The 17,751-nt window shown below is 45.5% G+C and carries 15 protein-coding genes; 5 read left to right on the forward strand and 10 right to left on the reverse strand.

Features of this window, described 5'->3' with window-relative positions:
- Positions 1-30: 30 nt before the first annotated feature.
- Complete coding sequence (locus RTS10_RS08160; protein WP_312116146.1) at positions 31-504, reverse strand: acyl-CoA thioesterase; 474 nt, start codon at positions 502-504, stop codon at positions 31-33.
- Between the two features lie 64 nt (positions 505-568).
- Complete coding sequence (locus RTS10_RS08165; RefSeq protein WP_312539922.1) at positions 569-1,543, reverse strand: acyl-CoA thioesterase; 975 nt, start codon at positions 1,541-1,543, stop codon at positions 569-571.
- A gap of 183 nt (positions 1,544-1,726) precedes the next feature.
- Between RTS10_RS08165 and plsB the strand changes: the two genes are divergently transcribed.
- A complete protein-coding gene (plsB, locus tag RTS10_RS08170) occupies positions 1,727-4,462 on the forward strand; it encodes a glycerol-3-phosphate 1-O-acyltransferase PlsB (protein WP_312539923.1) in 2,736 nt (911 codons plus the stop codon).
- Between the two features lie 61 nt (positions 4,463-4,523).
- On the opposite strand, the gene RTS10_RS08175 is transcribed toward plsB, so the two are convergent.
- Positions 4,524-5,246, reverse strand: coding sequence for an SPOR domain-containing protein (locus RTS10_RS08175; RefSeq protein ID WP_203171307.1), 723 nt, complete (start codon positions 5,244-5,246; stop codon positions 4,524-4,526).
- 62 nt (positions 5,247-5,308) lie between these two features.
- Complete coding sequence (argS, locus tag RTS10_RS08180; RefSeq protein ID WP_312116155.1) at positions 5,309-7,126, reverse strand: arginine--tRNA ligase; 1,818 nt, start codon at positions 7,124-7,126, stop codon at positions 5,309-5,311.
- A 266-nt stretch (positions 7,127-7,392) separates the two neighbouring features.
- Between argS and RTS10_RS08185 the strand changes: the two genes are divergently transcribed.
- Entirely contained in the window at positions 7,393-7,611 is a 219-nt protein-coding gene (locus tag RTS10_RS08185; RefSeq protein WP_007117392.1) for a DUF2788 domain-containing protein, read from the forward strand.
- A gap of 80 nt (positions 7,612-7,691) precedes the next feature.
- Here RTS10_RS08185 and cmoB read toward each other — a convergent pair whose 3' ends face one another.
- Positions 7,692-8,744, reverse strand: a complete 1,053-nt coding sequence (gene cmoB, locus RTS10_RS08190) for a tRNA 5-methoxyuridine(34)/uridine 5-oxyacetic acid(34) synthase CmoB (RefSeq protein ID WP_312539924.1) — start codon at positions 8,742-8,744, stop codon at positions 7,692-7,694.
- Positions 8,745-8,792: 48 nt separating this feature from the next.
- Positions 8,793-9,566, reverse strand: coding sequence for a carboxy-S-adenosyl-L-methionine synthase CmoA (gene cmoA / locus RTS10_RS08195; protein WP_312539925.1), 774 nt, complete (start codon positions 9,564-9,566; stop codon positions 8,793-8,795).
- A gap of 279 nt (positions 9,567-9,845) precedes the next feature.
- Here cmoA and msrA point away from each other — a divergent pair, with 279 nt between their 5' ends.
- Together msrA and RTS10_RS08205 are read left to right on the forward strand one after the other, a co-directional pair.
- Positions 9,846-10,376, forward strand: coding sequence for a peptide-methionine (S)-S-oxide reductase MsrA (gene msrA, locus RTS10_RS08200; protein ID WP_050325183.1), 531 nt, complete (start codon positions 9,846-9,848; stop codon positions 10,374-10,376).
- A 255-nt stretch (positions 10,377-10,631) separates the two neighbouring features.
- Positions 10,632-12,017 (forward strand): lytic murein transglycosylase, encoded by a 1,386-nt coding sequence (locus RTS10_RS08205; RefSeq protein WP_312539926.1) that lies wholly within the window; start codon positions 10,632-10,634, stop codon positions 12,015-12,017.
- Positions 12,018-12,178: 161 nt separating this feature from the next.
- Here the strand turns inward: RTS10_RS08205 and RTS10_RS08210 are convergent, their stop codons facing one another.
- The 4 genes from RTS10_RS08210 to RTS10_RS08225 all read right to left on the reverse strand — a co-directional run bounded on the left by RTS10_RS08210 (position 12,179) and on the right by RTS10_RS08225 (position 15,541).
- The gene (locus tag RTS10_RS08210) at positions 12,179-12,439 is read right to left on the reverse strand and encodes a hypothetical protein (RefSeq protein WP_007115866.1); all 261 of its coding nucleotides are present in this window, start codon (positions 12,437-12,439) and stop codon (positions 12,179-12,181) included.
- A gap of 202 nt (positions 12,440-12,641) precedes the next feature.
- Positions 12,642-13,649, reverse strand: a complete 1,008-nt coding sequence (locus tag RTS10_RS08215; protein WP_312539927.1) for a DUF4062 domain-containing protein — start codon at positions 13,647-13,649, stop codon at positions 12,642-12,644.
- Positions 13,650-13,777: 128 nt separating this feature from the next.
- Entirely contained in the window at positions 13,778-14,647 is an 870-nt protein-coding gene (gene murI / locus RTS10_RS08220) for a glutamate racemase (RefSeq protein ID WP_312539928.1), read from the reverse strand.
- 186 nt (positions 14,648-14,833) lie between these two features.
- The gene (locus RTS10_RS08225) at positions 14,834-15,541 is read right to left on the reverse strand and encodes a DUF1285 domain-containing protein (protein WP_312539929.1); all 708 of its coding nucleotides are present in this window, start codon (positions 15,539-15,541) and stop codon (positions 14,834-14,836) included.
- A gap of 548 nt (positions 15,542-16,089) precedes the next feature.
- Between RTS10_RS08225 and RTS10_RS08230 the strand changes: the two genes are divergently transcribed.
- Positions 16,090-17,751 (forward strand): electron transfer flavoprotein-ubiquinone oxidoreductase, encoded by a 1,662-nt coding sequence (locus tag RTS10_RS08230; protein ID WP_007115862.1) that lies wholly within the window; start codon positions 16,090-16,092, stop codon positions 17,749-17,751.

A 17,751-nucleotide genomic window follows, 5' to 3' on the forward strand; every position in this document is an offset into this window, starting at 1 on the left:
ATTTTAGTAACAGTTAAATTTTAGCAACAGTTAAACCGTATGACTTTCTAACTCGGCAAGTTGTTGGCGTTGACCCTCAGAAATCGGTTGTTTGTTTTTGCCATTTTGGTCAAAAAACACAATGACGGACGACACGGTAGCGACGACTTTTTGCTGGGCCGTGCTAAAGTAAACATAGTCATGGGTCAGACTGGTATTACCTATTTTTTTGGCACGAATGCCAATCCAAAGCACATCGGGGAAAGTGACCGAATTCAAATACTGGCAAGATGACGAAGCAATCACGGTATGGGTTTGTAAGTTAAACATATCGACTTGTTCAAGGTAGTGGATACGCGCGCGCTGGGCATAGTTGTAATACACCACGTTATTGACATGATTGAACGCATCCATATCGCCCCATTCCACTTTTTGCTCATAGATAACAGCAAAGCCTTTTAATGGGTGATTGTCTTGTTGGGCGATGTTCTGACGGGCAGCATCACTCATTGGGGGATTGGACATATTTTCCTCTCTCATACGGCTACTATTTAACACGAGTTAACACAAGATAAAAATTATTGAATCACTAGCGCAGTCGCATTAGCCCTTGCTGCTGGGTTGTGGCGACCAATTTGCCATTTTGCCAAAATTGACCGTGGTTTAGGCTTTTTGACTGTGACGTGGTATCGCACCACATGTTATAGAGTAACCAATCATTCATATCAAATGGGCGGTGAAAATGCATACTATGGTCGATACTTGCCGCTTGCAACCCTTTAGTCATAAAGCTAATCCCGTGTGGCATCAGCCCTGTACCAATCAAATAAAAATCAGAAGAAAATGCGAGCAGTGCTTGTTGCACTTGAATTGACTGTTTACCCAGCTGCGGAATACGTAGCCAGTTGGCTTGGCTAGGCTCCATGATTTTTGGATGAATCGGGTCACGCGGCTGTACTGGCTTGATTTCGATATGACGCTGGCGCATAAAGCGCGCTTTTAGGGCATCAGGGATTTTGCCTACCACTTGGTCTTTGAGCTGCTGCTCGGTCAGCAACACATCTGGCGCAGGATACGTTGGCATCGCTTGTTGATATTCAAGCCCTTCTTCAAACGGTGAAAAAGACGCCATCATGGTAAAAATAATGCTCGGTTGATTATCGTCATCATATTGGCGTGCTATCACTTGACGTGAGGCAAGGCTACGACCATCACGTAATTTCTCGACTTGGTAATATACAGGCTTATTGATATCGCCACCGCGCAAAAAATAGCCATGAAATGAGTGGCAAGGTTTTGCATGCTCCACAGTATGGCTGGCGGCCATCAATGCTTGCCCCAGTACTTGCCCACCAAAGATACGCGCACCGACATAGTCGTGGCTTTGCCCAATAAATACATTATCTTGATACGGCACGAGGGTTAAGGTTTCCAATACCTGCGTGACTAATTGTTGCCAAATCGCTTGCGGCTCAAACTGCTGCGTTACGGCTGTTACGGGCACCTGTGGTTGGTGAGTGATATCAATCGTATGGGTATGGTTTATATCTTGCTGGCTTGCCATAGACGCTCTTATGATTAACGTTATTTTTGGGTATGTGGGATGCATTAAAGTCACTCATTATACAAGAATTTTTGAGTGATAAGGTTTAGAAATTCATCAATCTATGGCATGATAAGACATTTTTTAGACCTTGTATTTATCTTTAAAAACTCACGAAAAAATCACGCAATCACTAGGCATACTATGAATCACGTAGGGAAAAATTCAGGCACTACCGAAGCGAACAACAAAGGTACCCATCCTGCTGCGACCCCGCTGTTAAAAAATCTATACCGACAAGTCTCTGGCAAATTATTGGGGCTCGCCGTCAAATCCAAACTTATCGGCGACATCCCCAATATTAGCGAAGCTAGCACCGATGTTAGCGATGATAATTTATCGCCAGCAAGCGATAGCGATCCCTCAAGCCAGCGACTCACCTTTTATGTGCTCAAAGAGTATTCTCGTAGCAACAGTATTTTAATTGACCTAGAAACCAAACAATATGACCTACCCCCTGCCTTAGCCAATGTCATCGATCGGGCGCATGGTATTGATGAAAATACCGCAATGATTTTTTTGCATCACCATAAAACAGAAAAACTGTCTCATGACAGCGCCGTATTTTCACCTCGCCTATTACGCTTGATTGAAGCCGTCGAGCAATACCCAACACTACACATTGATTTTATCCCTGTCACTATCTTGTGGGGACGCGCACCAGAAAAAGAAGATTCGCTGCTTAACCTCCTCACCGCTGATGAATGGCAAGTACCCACCATCAGTAAACAGCTATTTAATATCGGGGTCAAAGGGCGAGATACCTATGTGCAGTTTCACTCACCCAAAGACCTGCGTGGCATCATCGAAGATGAGATTAGCAAAAACCCTGCGCTGCAATCAGGTAGCCTAGCATCCACTGATGATGCTAGTGAAGACCGCCAGCATTTACACACCATTACTGCACGGGTACAGCAGCGTTTAGAAGGTTATCTGGATAAACAACAAGAAGCCATCTTGGGTCCTGACTTATCAGACCGTCGCAATGTGGTCGATAAAATTCTGTATACCCCTGCCATTCAGCATGCCGTGAATGTCGATAGCAAAGAAAACTCACGTGAACTCGCCAAAAGCCGCAAATTGGCGCGTGGCTATTTGAACGAGATTGCCAGTGACTACTCGTCTGCAACCGTGCGCTTTTTTGACCGCTTTTTGACCTGGCTGTGGACACAGTTGTATGACGGGGTTGAAGTGGCGCACTTTGAGCGGGTACGCAAACTGGCATCCGACCATGAAATCATCTATGTGCCTTGCCACCGCAGTCACATGGACTATCTGTTGCTGTCATACGTGATTTATAAACGTGGCTTACGGGTGCCCTACGTTGCCGCAGGCGAGAACCTAAACATCCCCGTGCTAGGTCAAATATTACGCAATGGCGGCGCTTTCTTTATGCGTCGCAGTTTTAAAGGCAATCCGCTGTACTCTGCGGTGTTTCGTGAATACGTGCATAGTATGTTGATGCGCAACACGCCGATTGAGTACTTCATCGAAGGCGGACGCTCGCGCTCAGGTCGCTTGTTACCGCCCAAAAAAGGAATGCTAGCGATGACGGTACAAAGCCATCTACGCCAAGCGGGCAAACCGATTGTCTTTATCCCGACCTACATCGGTTATGAACGCATTATGGAAGGCGGCACTTATGTGGGTGAGCTTAAAGGTAAACCCAAAGAATCTGAGTCGCTACTAGGTCTATTAAAAGCCAGCCGAAAAATCGAGCGTATCTTCGGTCATGTGCACGTCAGTTTTGGTCAGCCGCTTTATCTGGCTGATTTTATGAAAAAATTTGACGTTGCCCCAAATACCCTACCCAAAGACCGTACCGATAGTGATATGCCCGCCAATGTCACCCACATGATTGACAATTTGGGCATCAAAATCATGCAGCGTATCAACCGCTCTGCGGTGCTTAATCCAGTGACTTTGCTATCTTTGGTACTGCTCGATACACCGCATGGCGCACTCGATGAGCAAAGCTGTCGTGAACAGTTGGCGCTGTATCAACGTATCGCAGAAAAAATCCCGTATGATGATGATGTATCAATCACCCAGCAAAGCCCAGAAGCCATTATTAACTATGGTGTCAAGCTTAAACTCATCGAGCGCACCCCACATGTGCTCGGTGACTTGATTCGTATTGCGGACGGTCAAGCGCCGCTACTGAGCTATTTTCGCAACAATATTTTGCATATTTATATCATCGCGTCACTATGTGCCTCATTGATACAGCGTAATGGCACCATGAGCTTAAACACCATTGAGCGGGTGGTGGGTATCATGTATCCCTTCTTGCAAGCAGAGTTGTTTTTGAAATACCCACTGCGCACCTTAAATGACACTTTGCGTGAGCATATCGATACGTTGGTCGAAGAAAACATCATCGTGGACAAAGGAGTGAATGCGGATGGTCATCGCATCCTGACCACGCCAGAGCCGAATACCCGTAGCTATCAGCAGTTGACAGTACTTGCCAACTCAGTTGAGCAAAGTCTAGAGCGCTACTTTATGGTGCTTGCGCTGCTGAGTCAGCAAGGCTCAGGCAAACTCACCAAAGATCAAGTGATTGATTTGGGTCATCTGCTCGGTCAGCGTCTATCCGTGCTATATGAAGATGACATGCCAGATTTTTTTGACCGTGCCTTGTTTACTAGCTTTATGGATGCGCTAGAGCGTCTTGGTTATATTACGGTGTCGGCCAGCGGGGTGATTGAGTTTGATGCGCGCATTCATACCATGGCAAAAAGCGCGCGGTTTATCCTTAATATGGACGTGATGCATATCTTACAGCAAATTTCACAACTGACTGATGAGGAAATCAAACGCACCTTGACTGAACTGCAAAACAAAAAGCAACGCAAATTTAGTCGTAAAAAAGCTTAATTCTACCCAACAATAAAAAACCGTGTTGCGATAACACGGTTTTTTTTGCCTGCAAATCAGCCTAGCGACGCTGCTCGACAATCAGTGAATCAATGCGGCTATTTTGTAGTTGGCGCTGGGCTTGTGCCGCCATCTCTGGGCTACTCATGGCGCGAGAGATGACTTGATAGACGGTTTGGTCATTGCTTAAGCGTTTTTTGACGATTTGGGCATCCACCCCCGCCATTAGCACTTCAGCACGGCGTTTATCCGCATCATCGGCATTGTCAAAGCTATTGATTTGCAAGATATAAGTCCGCGTAGGCTCCTCGTTGCCAATCACAATGGCATCGGCACTGCTTGTGTCATCGGAAGCGGTGCTGGTGTCTATCGTGCTATTGTTGGCTGAAGCGCGTGGCTTGGTTCCGTTATCATCAGACAACAACGGATTATCGACCACGCTGACATTCGCTGATTTGGTCGCACTGGTGCTGTCAGCCTGGGTCAACACCACATCAGGCTGCGCCGAGACTGGCTGACTAGCAGCAGCCTCATCGGGGACTGCACTGACCTGCTGTTCTTTGAGTAAGTCATAGAACTCGTAGTTATTGGTTTTGGGTTTGTCTTGCACCTTTGGCTGCACCATCGGCGCTTCGTCGCTTGTGGTTTTGCCTTGGTTAAATGGATTCCACAAATAAACAAACAGACCAATCCCCACGGTCAATATCATGCCCACCAACATGGCAGCAAAAAACGACATCGTGCTTGGCGCTTTACGCGGGGTCGCTCCTTTGGGTCTTGCCATCTTCATCTCCTACGACATGGGATACGGTAATATTACAGCGTTTTTAGCGTATCTTAATCATATCACATACTGGTTGGTGCCGTTAATCCGAGCAAAATTAAGCCATTTTGAATCACTTGGCGTACTGACTTTGATAACCGCAGACGCGCCTGCATCAAGTCAAGCTCATCTTGGGTTGGGGTTTCGCCATCTTTGGGTAAGATACGGTTATCGTTGTACCAACCGTGGAACAAACTTGCCAAATCTTTGAGGTAATTGGTCAATAAATGCGGCTCATAGTTGACCGCAGCACGGCGTAGCACTTCAGGGTAAGAAGCCAGCAAGCTCAATAAATCCGTTTCGACAGATTGGGTCAACAGATGCTGGTGGGCTTTGCCGGCTTTGTCATCGACCTTGATACCGCGCTCTTCAGTACGCTCAAGCACACGGCAAATACGCGCATGCGCATATTGAATATAATATACCGCATTATCTTTGGTATGGGATTTGGCAAGTTCTAAGTCAAAGTCAATGTGCTGTTCTGGTTTACGCGCGACATAATAAAAGCGCGCGGCATCATTGCCGACTTCTTGACGCAGCTCACGTAAGGTCACAAACTGACCTGAGCGTGATGACATCTGGATTTGCTCTGTACCACGCCATAGGGTGACAAACTGCACCAAAATCACATCCATACGCTGGGCATCGTAGCCCATCGCCGTCAATGCCGCTTTCACGCGTTTGATGTAGCCGTGGTGGTCTGAGCCCCATACATCAATAATTTTGTCATAGCCGCGGTCAAGCTTGTCTTTGTGGTAGGCGATATCCGAGGCAAAATAAGTAAATTGACCATTGGCACGGCGGACGACACGGTCTTTTTCATCGCCAAATTCGGTGGATTTAAACCACAAGTTGCCGTCTTTTTGGTATAAAAACCCCCGCTGCTCTAATAATTCCAAAGCAGGCACAATGGCATCTTGGATTGATTTTTCGCTAAACCATTGGTCAAAATGGACATTAAAATCCGCCAAATCATCTTGGATATCTGCCAAGATGGTACTAAGTGCAGCTTCATGAAAAATCTGATAGTTATCGCCCAAATTGGCTTTGGCATTGGCAATCAGCCCGTCAATATGGGCTTCTTTATCACCTGACACACATACTTTTTCGCCGTTGGCATCGATTTGGTACTGGGCATCGGCAGGTACATTGAGTAGCATATGTTCCCAGGCGGTTTTTAGGCTATCGCCATGCTGTTTTTTGATGGGTTTGGCAATATCTTTGACATAATCGCCTTGGTACGCATTGGTGGGAAATACAATTGGCTCACCGCACAGCTCAAGGTAGCGCAAATAGGTACTGGTTGCCAAAATATCCATCTGACGACCCGCATCATTGACATAATATTCCCGCCCGACTTGGTAGCCAACCGCCTCTAGTAAATTGGCCACGCTCATGCCAAACGCAGCGCCTCGACCGTGACCCACGTGTAGGCTTGAGGTTGGGTTGGCAGAGACAAACTCAACTTGGATTTTTTGACCGGCAAATTCTTCGGATGTACCAAAGTCGCCTTTTTGCTCCATAATGGTGTCTAAGATAGCAAAACGCGCGTTATCATCTAAGAAAAAGTTAATAAACCCCGGTCCTGCAATCTCAACTTTGCTAATCATGTCCGAGGCAGGCAACATCGCCACGATGGTTTGCGCCAGTTCACGCGGGTTTTTCTTGGCAGTCTTGGCAGCTATCATGGCAAGGTTACTAGCAAAATCGCCGTGCGCTTGGTCTTTGGTGCGGCTGATGGTACTGTTATCAACCCAATCGATTGGCAAAATTTGCTGTTGTTTTAGTGATTCCACCACTAATGCTAAGGCTTGCGAAATGACGGGTTGTTGTTCTGACATGGAAATTCTCTTTGTTGGCTCACAGGTTTTGTTGCAGGATTGATAGCTAAAAAAGCACGATAAATCAATGAATCACCATCGATTTGACGCTATCACTCGCTCACAATCGAGGGAGATTGATTTTGGCGTTCAATATACCAATTTTTGATGGTTTTTTCATTATAATCCTGTCAAAAGATACATGCCATTACAAGGAAACGCGGTTTTTTGGCGTATAATATGTGCTAAAATTTTTTAATGTCTGATGACAATCATAGGATAATAACATGTTTGTTTTAGTCTCTAGTGAGTTAATCACCAAACTTGGCATGTATGTGCTGCTGCCTATCTTTATCGCGTTTTTATTTTTTATCATGTACGATATTTCCAAGAAAAACAATGCAGGCAAACAAGGCACATTTTGGATTTTTTTGGCATTGGGCGGCGGTTTTTTTGGCTTTCTCATCAAAATGGTCTTGGAGTGGTATTTTAGTAGGACGCTTTAAACTACCCTGCTCTAAACCTTACTAGCCTAAAACGCCATTACCCCAAACCGCATTACCCATGTTACTTGTTTATGTTACCGTTACGGTCGTTTGGCTATCATCACCGCACGGGTCGGGCGTTGATAGCCCTCGATGGTTTTGCTGCTATCATTGGGGTCAAGAAAATCGCTTAAAGATTGATAATCCATCCAGTCGGTTTTGCGTTGTTCATCCGTCGATGTCACATCCACATCGACACAGCGCACCGCCACAAAGCCTACTTTGTACAGCCATAGCGACAGTGCCGCAACCGATGGAATAAAATTCACGTTATTCATCTGTGCATAGCGCTCACTTGGCACTAGCACGGATGTTGCATCCCCTTCAATCACCAGGGTTTCTAGTACCAATTCTCCGCCTTTTGCTAGTTGATTGTATAATTGCTCAAGATGCTCAAACGGTGACGCGCGGTGATACAGCACGCCCATACTAAACACGGTATGAAACAGCCCTGCTTGCCCGCTAGTCAGGCTAGGATTGGGCAAGGCTTCAAGCGGTACGGGCACATAGTGCACTGTGTTGCGTCCGTAATCGTTACGGTCAGCGTCTCTGACGAAATGCCGAATCGCCATAAACTGGTGATAAAACAGACACGATGGGTCAATCACAATCACCGTGCTTGCCCCTGCGCCCGCCATACGCCAGCCGTGATAACCCGAACCACCACCCACATCTAGCACGCGTTTGCCGTGAAGTGGGCTGATATGCGGCAATACCCTATCCCATTTCCAGTCACTACGCCATTCGGTATCAATATGGATTTGCAGGTCATCTTGACCCAGTAAAAAACCGCCTTTGCGCCACGGCATCAAACGTTTGAGTAGCGCATGGGTTTGCTTGTATTCATTGTCTTGCCAATCAAATGCTGCGGTGATACAGGGTTGATTCAACTCTACTTGCGCGTTGTCAACCACGGGCAAGCGCTCAATAAGCGATTGATAAAATGGGGCATGGGCGTAGCGTGATTTGTCTTTGATGGTAGCGAGCCAGTTGGGCAACTTGGCAAGCCATTCATTGGCAACTGGGTATTTTTCCGCCAATTGCAGCAAGGTAAGATAGACGTCGGTTTCGGCAGTTTTGATGGTATGGTTCATGGTGGACTCTTTTAGGATTGACAGGTTTTCATCTTTTAAGGGCAATCATCACTTAAACGCAATAATCGACGCAAAGTTTAAAAACTGAAACCACGTCAAATGGCGGTCAAACCCTACTGTTGCTAAACGCTGATGATGAAAATTGAGGGTATCGGTGATAAGCACATTCTCGAGCGCATTGCGTTTACCACTGATTTCCATCTCACTATAGCCATTGGCGCGTTTAAAATCATAATACCGCTCAACACGCCAGGCATCGTCCGCTTCATCGAGCAAATGGGTTTTTTCGGTCAAAATCATAATACCGCCTTCAGCCAACGCATCATAACAGCGTTTGAGTAACTGCTCGCGCTTGTCAGGGGATAAAAACTGCAAGGTTAAATTGAGCACAATCATATCGCACCGCTCAAACTCCACCTCACACACATCAGCGCAAATCAGCTCGATATCATGCTCAGGATAATGCTGCATCAGTACACTTTGCGCTTTGGCGATCATCGGCTCTGAGATATCAATGGCTTTGATTTGCAAATCTTGCGGCGCAAACTCGCCTGCGAGCGCAAAACTCACCGCCCCGAGTGAACAGCCCAAATCATAGACGCGGCTGACTTTATTGCCGTCGCTATTGGTTTGGCGAAACTGGCAATGGCGTTTGGCAAAAATCGGCAACATGGCGAGCATCTGTCCGTACCCAGGCACACTACGGCGAATCATATCGGGAAAACAAGCCACCACTTGCTCATCAAAGCTAAACCGCGCATTGGCATCTAGCGGCGTGGTAAATAAGGTATCGAGGGGTGGTTTGGCTTGGGGCTGACTCATGCGGCTGACTCACTATGGCTGATTGAGCGTTACTAAGACTCAGTATCGCTGACTTAGTATCGCTGACAGTTTTATGCTCGCTTCAACAATAAAATGCTTAAGGAACGCTTAACAAACGCTTAAACTGTCAGGTTTTTAGATAGCGGAAACTTGGTTTACATTGCCTAACTTGAATGGCGAGTAAACTTTGCTATTCTAACATTTTCACCCGTTTTACTTTTAATAATTTATTTTAACCCTTATATCAAACCAATGAAATAACCATAAAAAGGTACTATTATGCAAACGATTATTTTAGGCGGTGGCTGTTTTTGGTGTACCGAATCCGTATTTAGTCATGTCAAAGGTGTGACCGATGTCACATCAGGCTATATGGGCGGTGATGAAGTAAGCGCCAACTACAAAGCCGTCTGTGGCGGCGATACCGGTCATGTCGAAGTGATTAAAGTCGATTTTGATGAGACCATTATTCCGCTTGAGACGGTATTGGATATTTTCTTTGCCACCCATGATCCAACAACACAAGACCGTCAAGGTAATGATGTCGGCAGACAATATGCCTCTGTGGTGTTTTACACCGATGAAGCGCAGCAAAAACCGACCATTGACCGTGTGATTGGTGAGCTTCGTGATGAGCAAGGCATCAAGGTGGTGACCGAAGTGCATCCTGCTGCGCAGTTTTTCGTTGCCGAGGACTATCACCAAGATTATTACGCCAACAACCCGACCCAAAGCTATTGCAATTTTGTGATTCCGCCCAAGCTTGCCAAGCTTAAACAATATTTTAGCGGTTTTATGATTGAACAATGACCCGTATCGATACCATGTTGATACTATATTAATGCTTTCAAAATTGGGCTTTACACCGTTAATGCCCAATTTTTTCGCGTTAAATAATTGGACTTACTATAACCGTGCAAAAATTAACGCTTTATCACCCAATGTGAAAAAATGTAATTAACTGCATTTACTCCTTTCACTGAACGGTCTTTTTTTATACCCTTGAATTAGTCAAAATTCATCCCGTTTGTTGATGTTTTTATCTGTCACTATTCAAGGTTTGTTATGCGTTTACTTCCGATTTTTATGGCGCTGGCAGGCGTGGCGATGATTAGCCAAGCCAATGCCGCACCGACACCGCCTAATCTTAGCAATGCCCAGTTTCAACAGTGTTTATCCAATCTCAAAAACAGCAGCACCTTTAGCGGTGTAGCCAGCACTTTAGAACAATATCGCCCAACTGAGCCTGACCCTAGTGTGATTGTCTCGCTCAACTATCAACCTGAGTTTCAAAAAGAAGTGTGGGACTATCTCTCTGGTCTGGTCGATGAAGAACGTGTGCAAGACGGTATCAATGCCAAAAACCAACTGCAAAGCACGCTAAACCGCATCGAGCAGCGCTATGGCGTGAAAGGAACGGATGTACTTGGCGTCTGGGGGGTAGAGTCGAACTTTGGTAAGCAGCTGGGTAAAAAAGACTTAATCCAGTCATTAGCGACCTTATCTTGCTTTGACCGTCGTCAGTCGTACTTTCGCACGGAATACGCCAATGCGCTGCGTATCTTGCAAAATGGTGATATCCGCCGTGATGATATGACTGGCTCATGGGCAGGCGCGTTTGGGCAAACCCAGTTTATGCCAAGTACCTTCTTACGCTTGGCGCAAGATTTTGATGGTGATGGACGTAAAGATTTGGTCAACAGCCAAGCTGATGCGCTCGCGTCAACGGCCAATTTCTTGGATAAAGCAGGTTATCGCACGGGCGAACCTTGGGGATTTGAGGTCAAGTTGCCTGCAGGGTTTTGGGCAGATAGCAACCGCAAGGCCAAAAAACCGATGAGCTACTGGCGCAGTCAAGGTCTGACTCTTGCCAATGGTCAGCCGCTACCTTCTAGCCTTGATAGTACAGGTTTGCTATTACCTGCGGGTATTAAAGGCCCGGCGTTCTTAGTGGGTAAAAATTTCGATGCGTTTTATAGTTACAATGCGTCAGAGAACTACGCGCTAGCGATTGCGCATTTATCCGATATGATTAGCCAAAACCGTACTAGCAATGTCGGCTTTGTCACACCTTGGCCAACGGATGATGCCGGTATTAGTCGCCGTCAAGCCCGTGAAATTCAGCAAGCACTACTTAATCGTGGGTATGATATTGGTCAAGCTGATGGCATGATTGGCGATAAAACGCGCTATGCAATTCAAGATTTTCAACGGCAGCAAGGTGTCAACCCGGATGGTCGTGCGGGTATGAAACTCTACCGTATGCTAATGACTCAGCCAACAGGCAATGCTCAGTATCCAACCCAATACCCGACCCAAACGCCCGTTCGATACCAGTCTGTACCGAATTCAACGGTTACTGCCACGCCCACTAAAATGATACGCGATGCCAATGGGCGCACGAGTTACTATCGTATCGATAATGGGCAAGGTGGGGTGACAACGCCTTAGTCATTGAAACCTTAAATGATTTAAACCTGAGGTATTTGGGACTTAGTCATCTACAATGTTTATCAATTTTTCATCCCCAAACAAAAAACCCTTAATGTCACCATTAAGGGTTTTTTGTTGATAGTGATAGGGTTTTGTTAATATCCGCGCATTGTACAACCTTATACAATAGGTGGCGGGGTGGGCTCTTCACCATCATCCATTTGTATCGGTTTGACTTCGCCTTTTGAATTGCTGCCCCAATTATCTTCTTCGTCTTCATCCCATTTTTTGAAGTTATCGCGTGGGTTGATACCACGGCGTTTCATATCTTCGACTTGCTCTTCAAGCGTGCGAAACTGCTGTGCTTCGTGCATGGTATCTTCAAGTTGGTTGATGTTGTTTTCAAGATCGTCCGCTTGTTGGGTCACATGATTGCTCATAATTTTATCCTCTTTTTATTCTCAGTGTTATCGTTATGTATGTTGTGGGATTATCATAACACAAACAAATGTGACGCTAGTTAGCAGGTCTGTATAACATTATCATGACATGAGTAAATCATGGCTTGGTGAAAGCTGATATAACATGCTTGGGTAAAATACTGAGATAAACCACTAAAAAAGGTGTGTTAAAAATGACGGATTAAGCTTGTACAATGATGTTAATCTGCCACAGCTCGCGGATACTTCGCTCTTCTTTGACCGAGACCAACCATTGTTTTTTCACCAGTTGGCTTTTTATCCATTGATAATCGATATTACTGATTTGACAGCGAGAGACGGCATGGATTTTGGGTGAGATTTTGAGCGCCTCTGCCATCGCAGCATCTTTGAGGGCATCATTAATTTGGGTCAACATCATATTACTGGTAAACGGCTGCGGTAGTGCTTGTAGCATTTGCACAATATTGCCCCAGCTAAATGTATAAGCCGCGCTGATTTCTCGCAAGTTGCCGCCTTCAAACGCGTGTGCGGTGTAATTGACCAATAACGCTTCATTGAGCGCTTTTGGCGTGACTTGGGTGGGTCTAACTTCAAGTTCAGGCGGCTTTTGATCGCGCTCTAGACTACTGGCAGTTAAGCCGGGTTGCACGCTATTACGGATATGAAATCTATCCGAGACAAAAACCGACTTCAAATCGCCACTAGCGCCTGTCGGTAACGCCCTTAATGGAAGGGTGTCTTTGACCCAACCTGATCGCGGAAACTTGTCTTTGATTTCCCCAAGCATACGCACGCATTCTGACACACCATCCTGGGTCTGATCGAAATGAATGGCCCGCGAACCTTGTTCTTTAATCACCAAATTAAACAGATCCAACCGTTGACGTAATAGCTCATGTTGGCTCGGCTGGGTATTGACTAACGCAATCATCGGCACACGTTTTGAAGACGCATAGATATAAGATAAGTGCAGATAACTGACACCTGATAGGCTTAAATGACCGTAATCATTGCCCAAAATAAAAATCATATAATCACATTGGTCAATTTGTTGGCGGCTGTATTCAACAAAATTGGTATGGGTCGCAAGCAAATCCCAAGTCAAAAAATAATCCGTCGATAGCGCATACTCTAGGGCATTCTCTAAGTTGACATTTTCATTTCTCACCAAAGAGATATGAATATGATAACGTTTCTTTTGAGACATGCTATCTTCTCCATAACGCTCTAATGAACGCAATTAATTAAAAAAGTAAAGGGTTAAAAGCTGAATCGTTAGAAGTTAAATCGTTAAAACTTAAAAGGGTAAAAAGCCATGCTGACTAACCAACAAGCTCAATTCACTGCACCATGTTGAGTCACACACAAGGTAAAAAAATCAATCCCTAACTCTGGCAAAAACCGCTGCAACAAACGCGTTGCCGCCTGCTCAGCGGCAGGTAAGTTGGCGGTGGCATAAAACTGTAACCGTGGTCGCTCTTTATGAGAGGCAAGCTGATTGGCTTGCTCAAGCAAATCATGCACGCGTTTGGCAATGGCATCGCCTGAATCAATCAATGCCACTTGCCCCATAGCTTGGTGAGTCATCAGCTCGTCGATACGCTGTGCCAAATAGGCTTTAAAAAAAGGAAAATGGGTACAGCCCAGTACCAATTGGTCTACTTTTTTAGCCTGTAACTCACCTAGCAAATGATCTAAATCAGTCACGGCTGGGTGATGGCTTGGCATACCCAATTCTACCCAAGGCACTAGGCTGTTAAAGCTATATTTGTGGACAGTCACTTGCTGCGGTTTGGCGACTTGTTCAATAACTTCATTGAGTAAATACCCGTGCAAGGTCGCTGGGGTTGCCAACACCGCGACTTGCTTGGTCGCCGACTGCATCACCGCAGGTTTTAATGCAGGGACTAAGCCGACAATCGGTACTTGAGGATACTGCCGCCTTGCCGCCTGTAATCCATGCGCAGAGGCACTATTGCAAGCTATCACAATAAGCTTACAGCCTTGCGAATGTAGCCAGTCAACAGCCTGCAAGGTAAGTTCACGAATCTCTGCTTCACTGCGTGAGCCATAGGGTACATGCAGGGTATCGGCAAGATAGATATAACGTTCAAATGGCAAGCGTCGCTGCAAATGGGTCAATACCGACAATCCGCCCAACCCAGAATCAAATACGCCTATCGGCGCGCTTGCCAACTCTACCATAGCCTAATCAGTCCAACTCGCAGGGTGTTGCTATTTTAAACCGCAAAATAACTGTACCCATAAAATAGACCACTATCTTATACCAATTTTTAGACGCTCACTACAAAAAAATGCAGTTGCTGAATTTGATAGCAAATTCGTCACTTCGCTGGTTCACAACTACCAAAATTTGACTAAAGCGGTTACTTAGGCGGTCATCGTCAAGGTAAAAGTGCTATCACCACTGTGCAAAATCAATGACGTACCCTCTTCGCCCTCTACCAACTCACCCAGTTCAATCAAATGGTAAAACACATTGCGATGAATGAGTCCGTATAATGCTGAATCACCATTTTGCCGCACCAACAGATAAGGCTGGCTGGCTTGTTTTTGCTGTAAGGACGCATCATGCTGGGTAGCATGGGTAAATGGCAGACCCAAACGAATCGGATGCTGCTCGTCAGCAATCACCACATCGCCTTGCGTGGTGGTGAACTGCAACACCGGTTTGCTAGTAGCGCCAAATTGCTTGTTAATGACGTCCACTTGATTCACTAGCAGTGGCACGTCTTCTACTTGGATTTGCCATTTTTCAACAGGGGTTTTTAAAAAATACTCAATGTGGTGGTTGTCATCAACCTCTGACCACAACACTTTGGCAAACAGATCAATGAGTAGTGGACGGGTGATTTGACTGCCTTCATGCCACCACTCGCCATTGGCTTTGACCACCATATCCATCGCACCGCTGAGTTTGGGTTGCCATTTTTCAAGCGGTGGAATTTGGCGTGTCGGATGATTTGCGGCTGCTACGGCTTGCGAAGTAACCGATTGCTCGATTTGTTGGCTTAGCTCGCTTATATCAAAGCTAGTATTAAAACTGGGTTTAGATGCCACATTATTAGTATTAGTCATTTTATAGCTCATATTATGGTAGTTTTTATTTAGATTAGGATTTAGAGTATTGTATGGGTTTATAAATGCCATGATGCGCTGTGTTGACATCACTTTGTGGTACATAGTAGTCAATTCAACGCTGGGTTTCAAATAGTCGCTGTTAGTACCTGTGTCGATTTATTGTATATAAAGGTGACAGATAGCATAAGACAAGTCAGATTGGATGCGATAAATTAAGCCCAGCAGTCATTTTCTCCTGCAAAAATATTAGGTGGTTAAAGGGTTAATCTATTATACTAAGTAGTATTTTTTCTGAATTCATATAACGATTCATTATATGTTAAAATCAAGAAAACCATTGATAACATTGCCAGCCTGCGCCAGCAATTATTTGATGAACTGATAATCAAAGGCTAACCTTCCCAATCACTAGCCTTGCAAAAATCATCGTGATGCAACTTATGATAGGCTGTCAGATGTAAGCTGAAGAACCGCATTGTTTAACCCAATGCGCACAAGTTTAAGTAAGTTGTCATCACTGAATTTTATTTTTCTAAGGAGTTTGTATGCAAGACATCGAACGCGAGCAAATGGAGTTTGACGTAGTTATCGTGGGTGGCGGACCTTCAGGTCTATCTGCGGCAATTCGTCTACGTCAACTTGCCATTGCTGCTGGCAATCCTGATTTTAGCGTGTGTATCGTTGAAAAAGGCTCAGAATTTGGTGCCCATATCTTATCAGGTGCGGTCATGGAGCCTAATGCACTGACTGAACTGATTCCTGATTGGAAAGAAAAAGGTGCGCCCGTTCGCGTGCAAACCAAAGGTGACCGCGTCTACATGCTCAAAAATGAGACCAAATACCGCGAATTGCCAGAAAAAATCGTCCCAAGCTTGATGCACAACCATGGCAACTACATTATCTCATTGGGTAACCTTGTACGTTGGTTAGCCACCCAAGCCGAAGAGCTTGAAGTGATGATGTTCCCAGGTTTTTCTGCCGCTGAAATTCTGTACAACGAAGATGGTTCTGTCCGTGGCGTATTGACGGGTGACATGGGCGTCAATGCCGAAGGTCAACCAAAATCAGGCTATGAGCCAGGCTATGAGCTACTGGCAAAATACACCATTTTTGCTGAAGGGTGCCGTGGTCACTTAGGTAAACGCTTAATCAGCCGTTTTAACCTATCAGAAGGCAAAGACCCGCAGCATTACGGTATTGGCTTAAAAGAGCTTTGGGAAATTGACCCTGCCAAACACCAAGAAGGCATGGTGCTGCACGGTTCAGGTTGGCCACTTAGCGAGACGCATAGTAACGGTGGTTGGTGGTTATATTTTGACGAAAACAACCAAGTGTCATTTGGTATGGTGATTGACTTGTCTTATCACAACCCTTACCTATCGCCATTTGATGAGTTACAACGTCTAAAAACCCACCCGCTCATTCGCAATATTTTAGAAGGCGGTAAACGCTTATCTTACGGTGCGCGTGCCTTGACCAAAGGCGGTTTAAACTCATTACCAAAACTATATTTTGCCGGTGGTGTGTTAGTGGGGGACGATGCAGGTTTCCTAAACCCAGCAAAAATCAAAGGTACTCATACCGCCATTAAGTCAGGTATGTTAGCCGCGGAAGCCGTGTATGAAGCGATTGCTGCCGGTCGTCAACATGACGAAGTGCCAACCTATGAGCAAAAATTCAAAGCATCATGGCTCTACAACGACATGTACCAAGCGCGTAACTTCGCAAATGCGATGCACCGCATGGGTATCTGGATGGGCGGTGCGTTCAACTTCCTAGAGCAAAATATATTTAAGGGTAAAATGCCACTGACTATTCGTGATAGAATGCCAGACTACGATGTGCTTGAGCGCGCAGACCACGCTTATATCCCTGAATATCCAAAGCCCGATGGTAAGCTGACCTTTGATAAATTATCTTCCGTTTTTATCTCCAATACCAACCACGCTGAAGATCAACCTTGTCACCTAAAATTAACCGATCCAGAGGTGCCAATTAAGCGTAACCTCAAAATCTTTGCTGAGCCTGCACAGCGTTACTGTCCAGCAGGGGTATATGAAGTGGTGCAAAGTGACAGCGGCGCAAAATTTGTGATCAACTCACAAAACTGTGTGCACTGTAAAACTTGTGATATCAAAGACCCCTCACAAAACATCACTTGGGTCACGCCAGAAGGCGGTGGTGGCCCAAACTACCCAAATATGTAA

Source organism: Moraxella sp. CTOTU47616 (assembly GCF_032017465.1).
Taxonomy (GTDB): Bacteria; Pseudomonadota; Gammaproteobacteria; order Pseudomonadales; family Moraxellaceae; genus Faucicola; species Faucicola tetraodonis.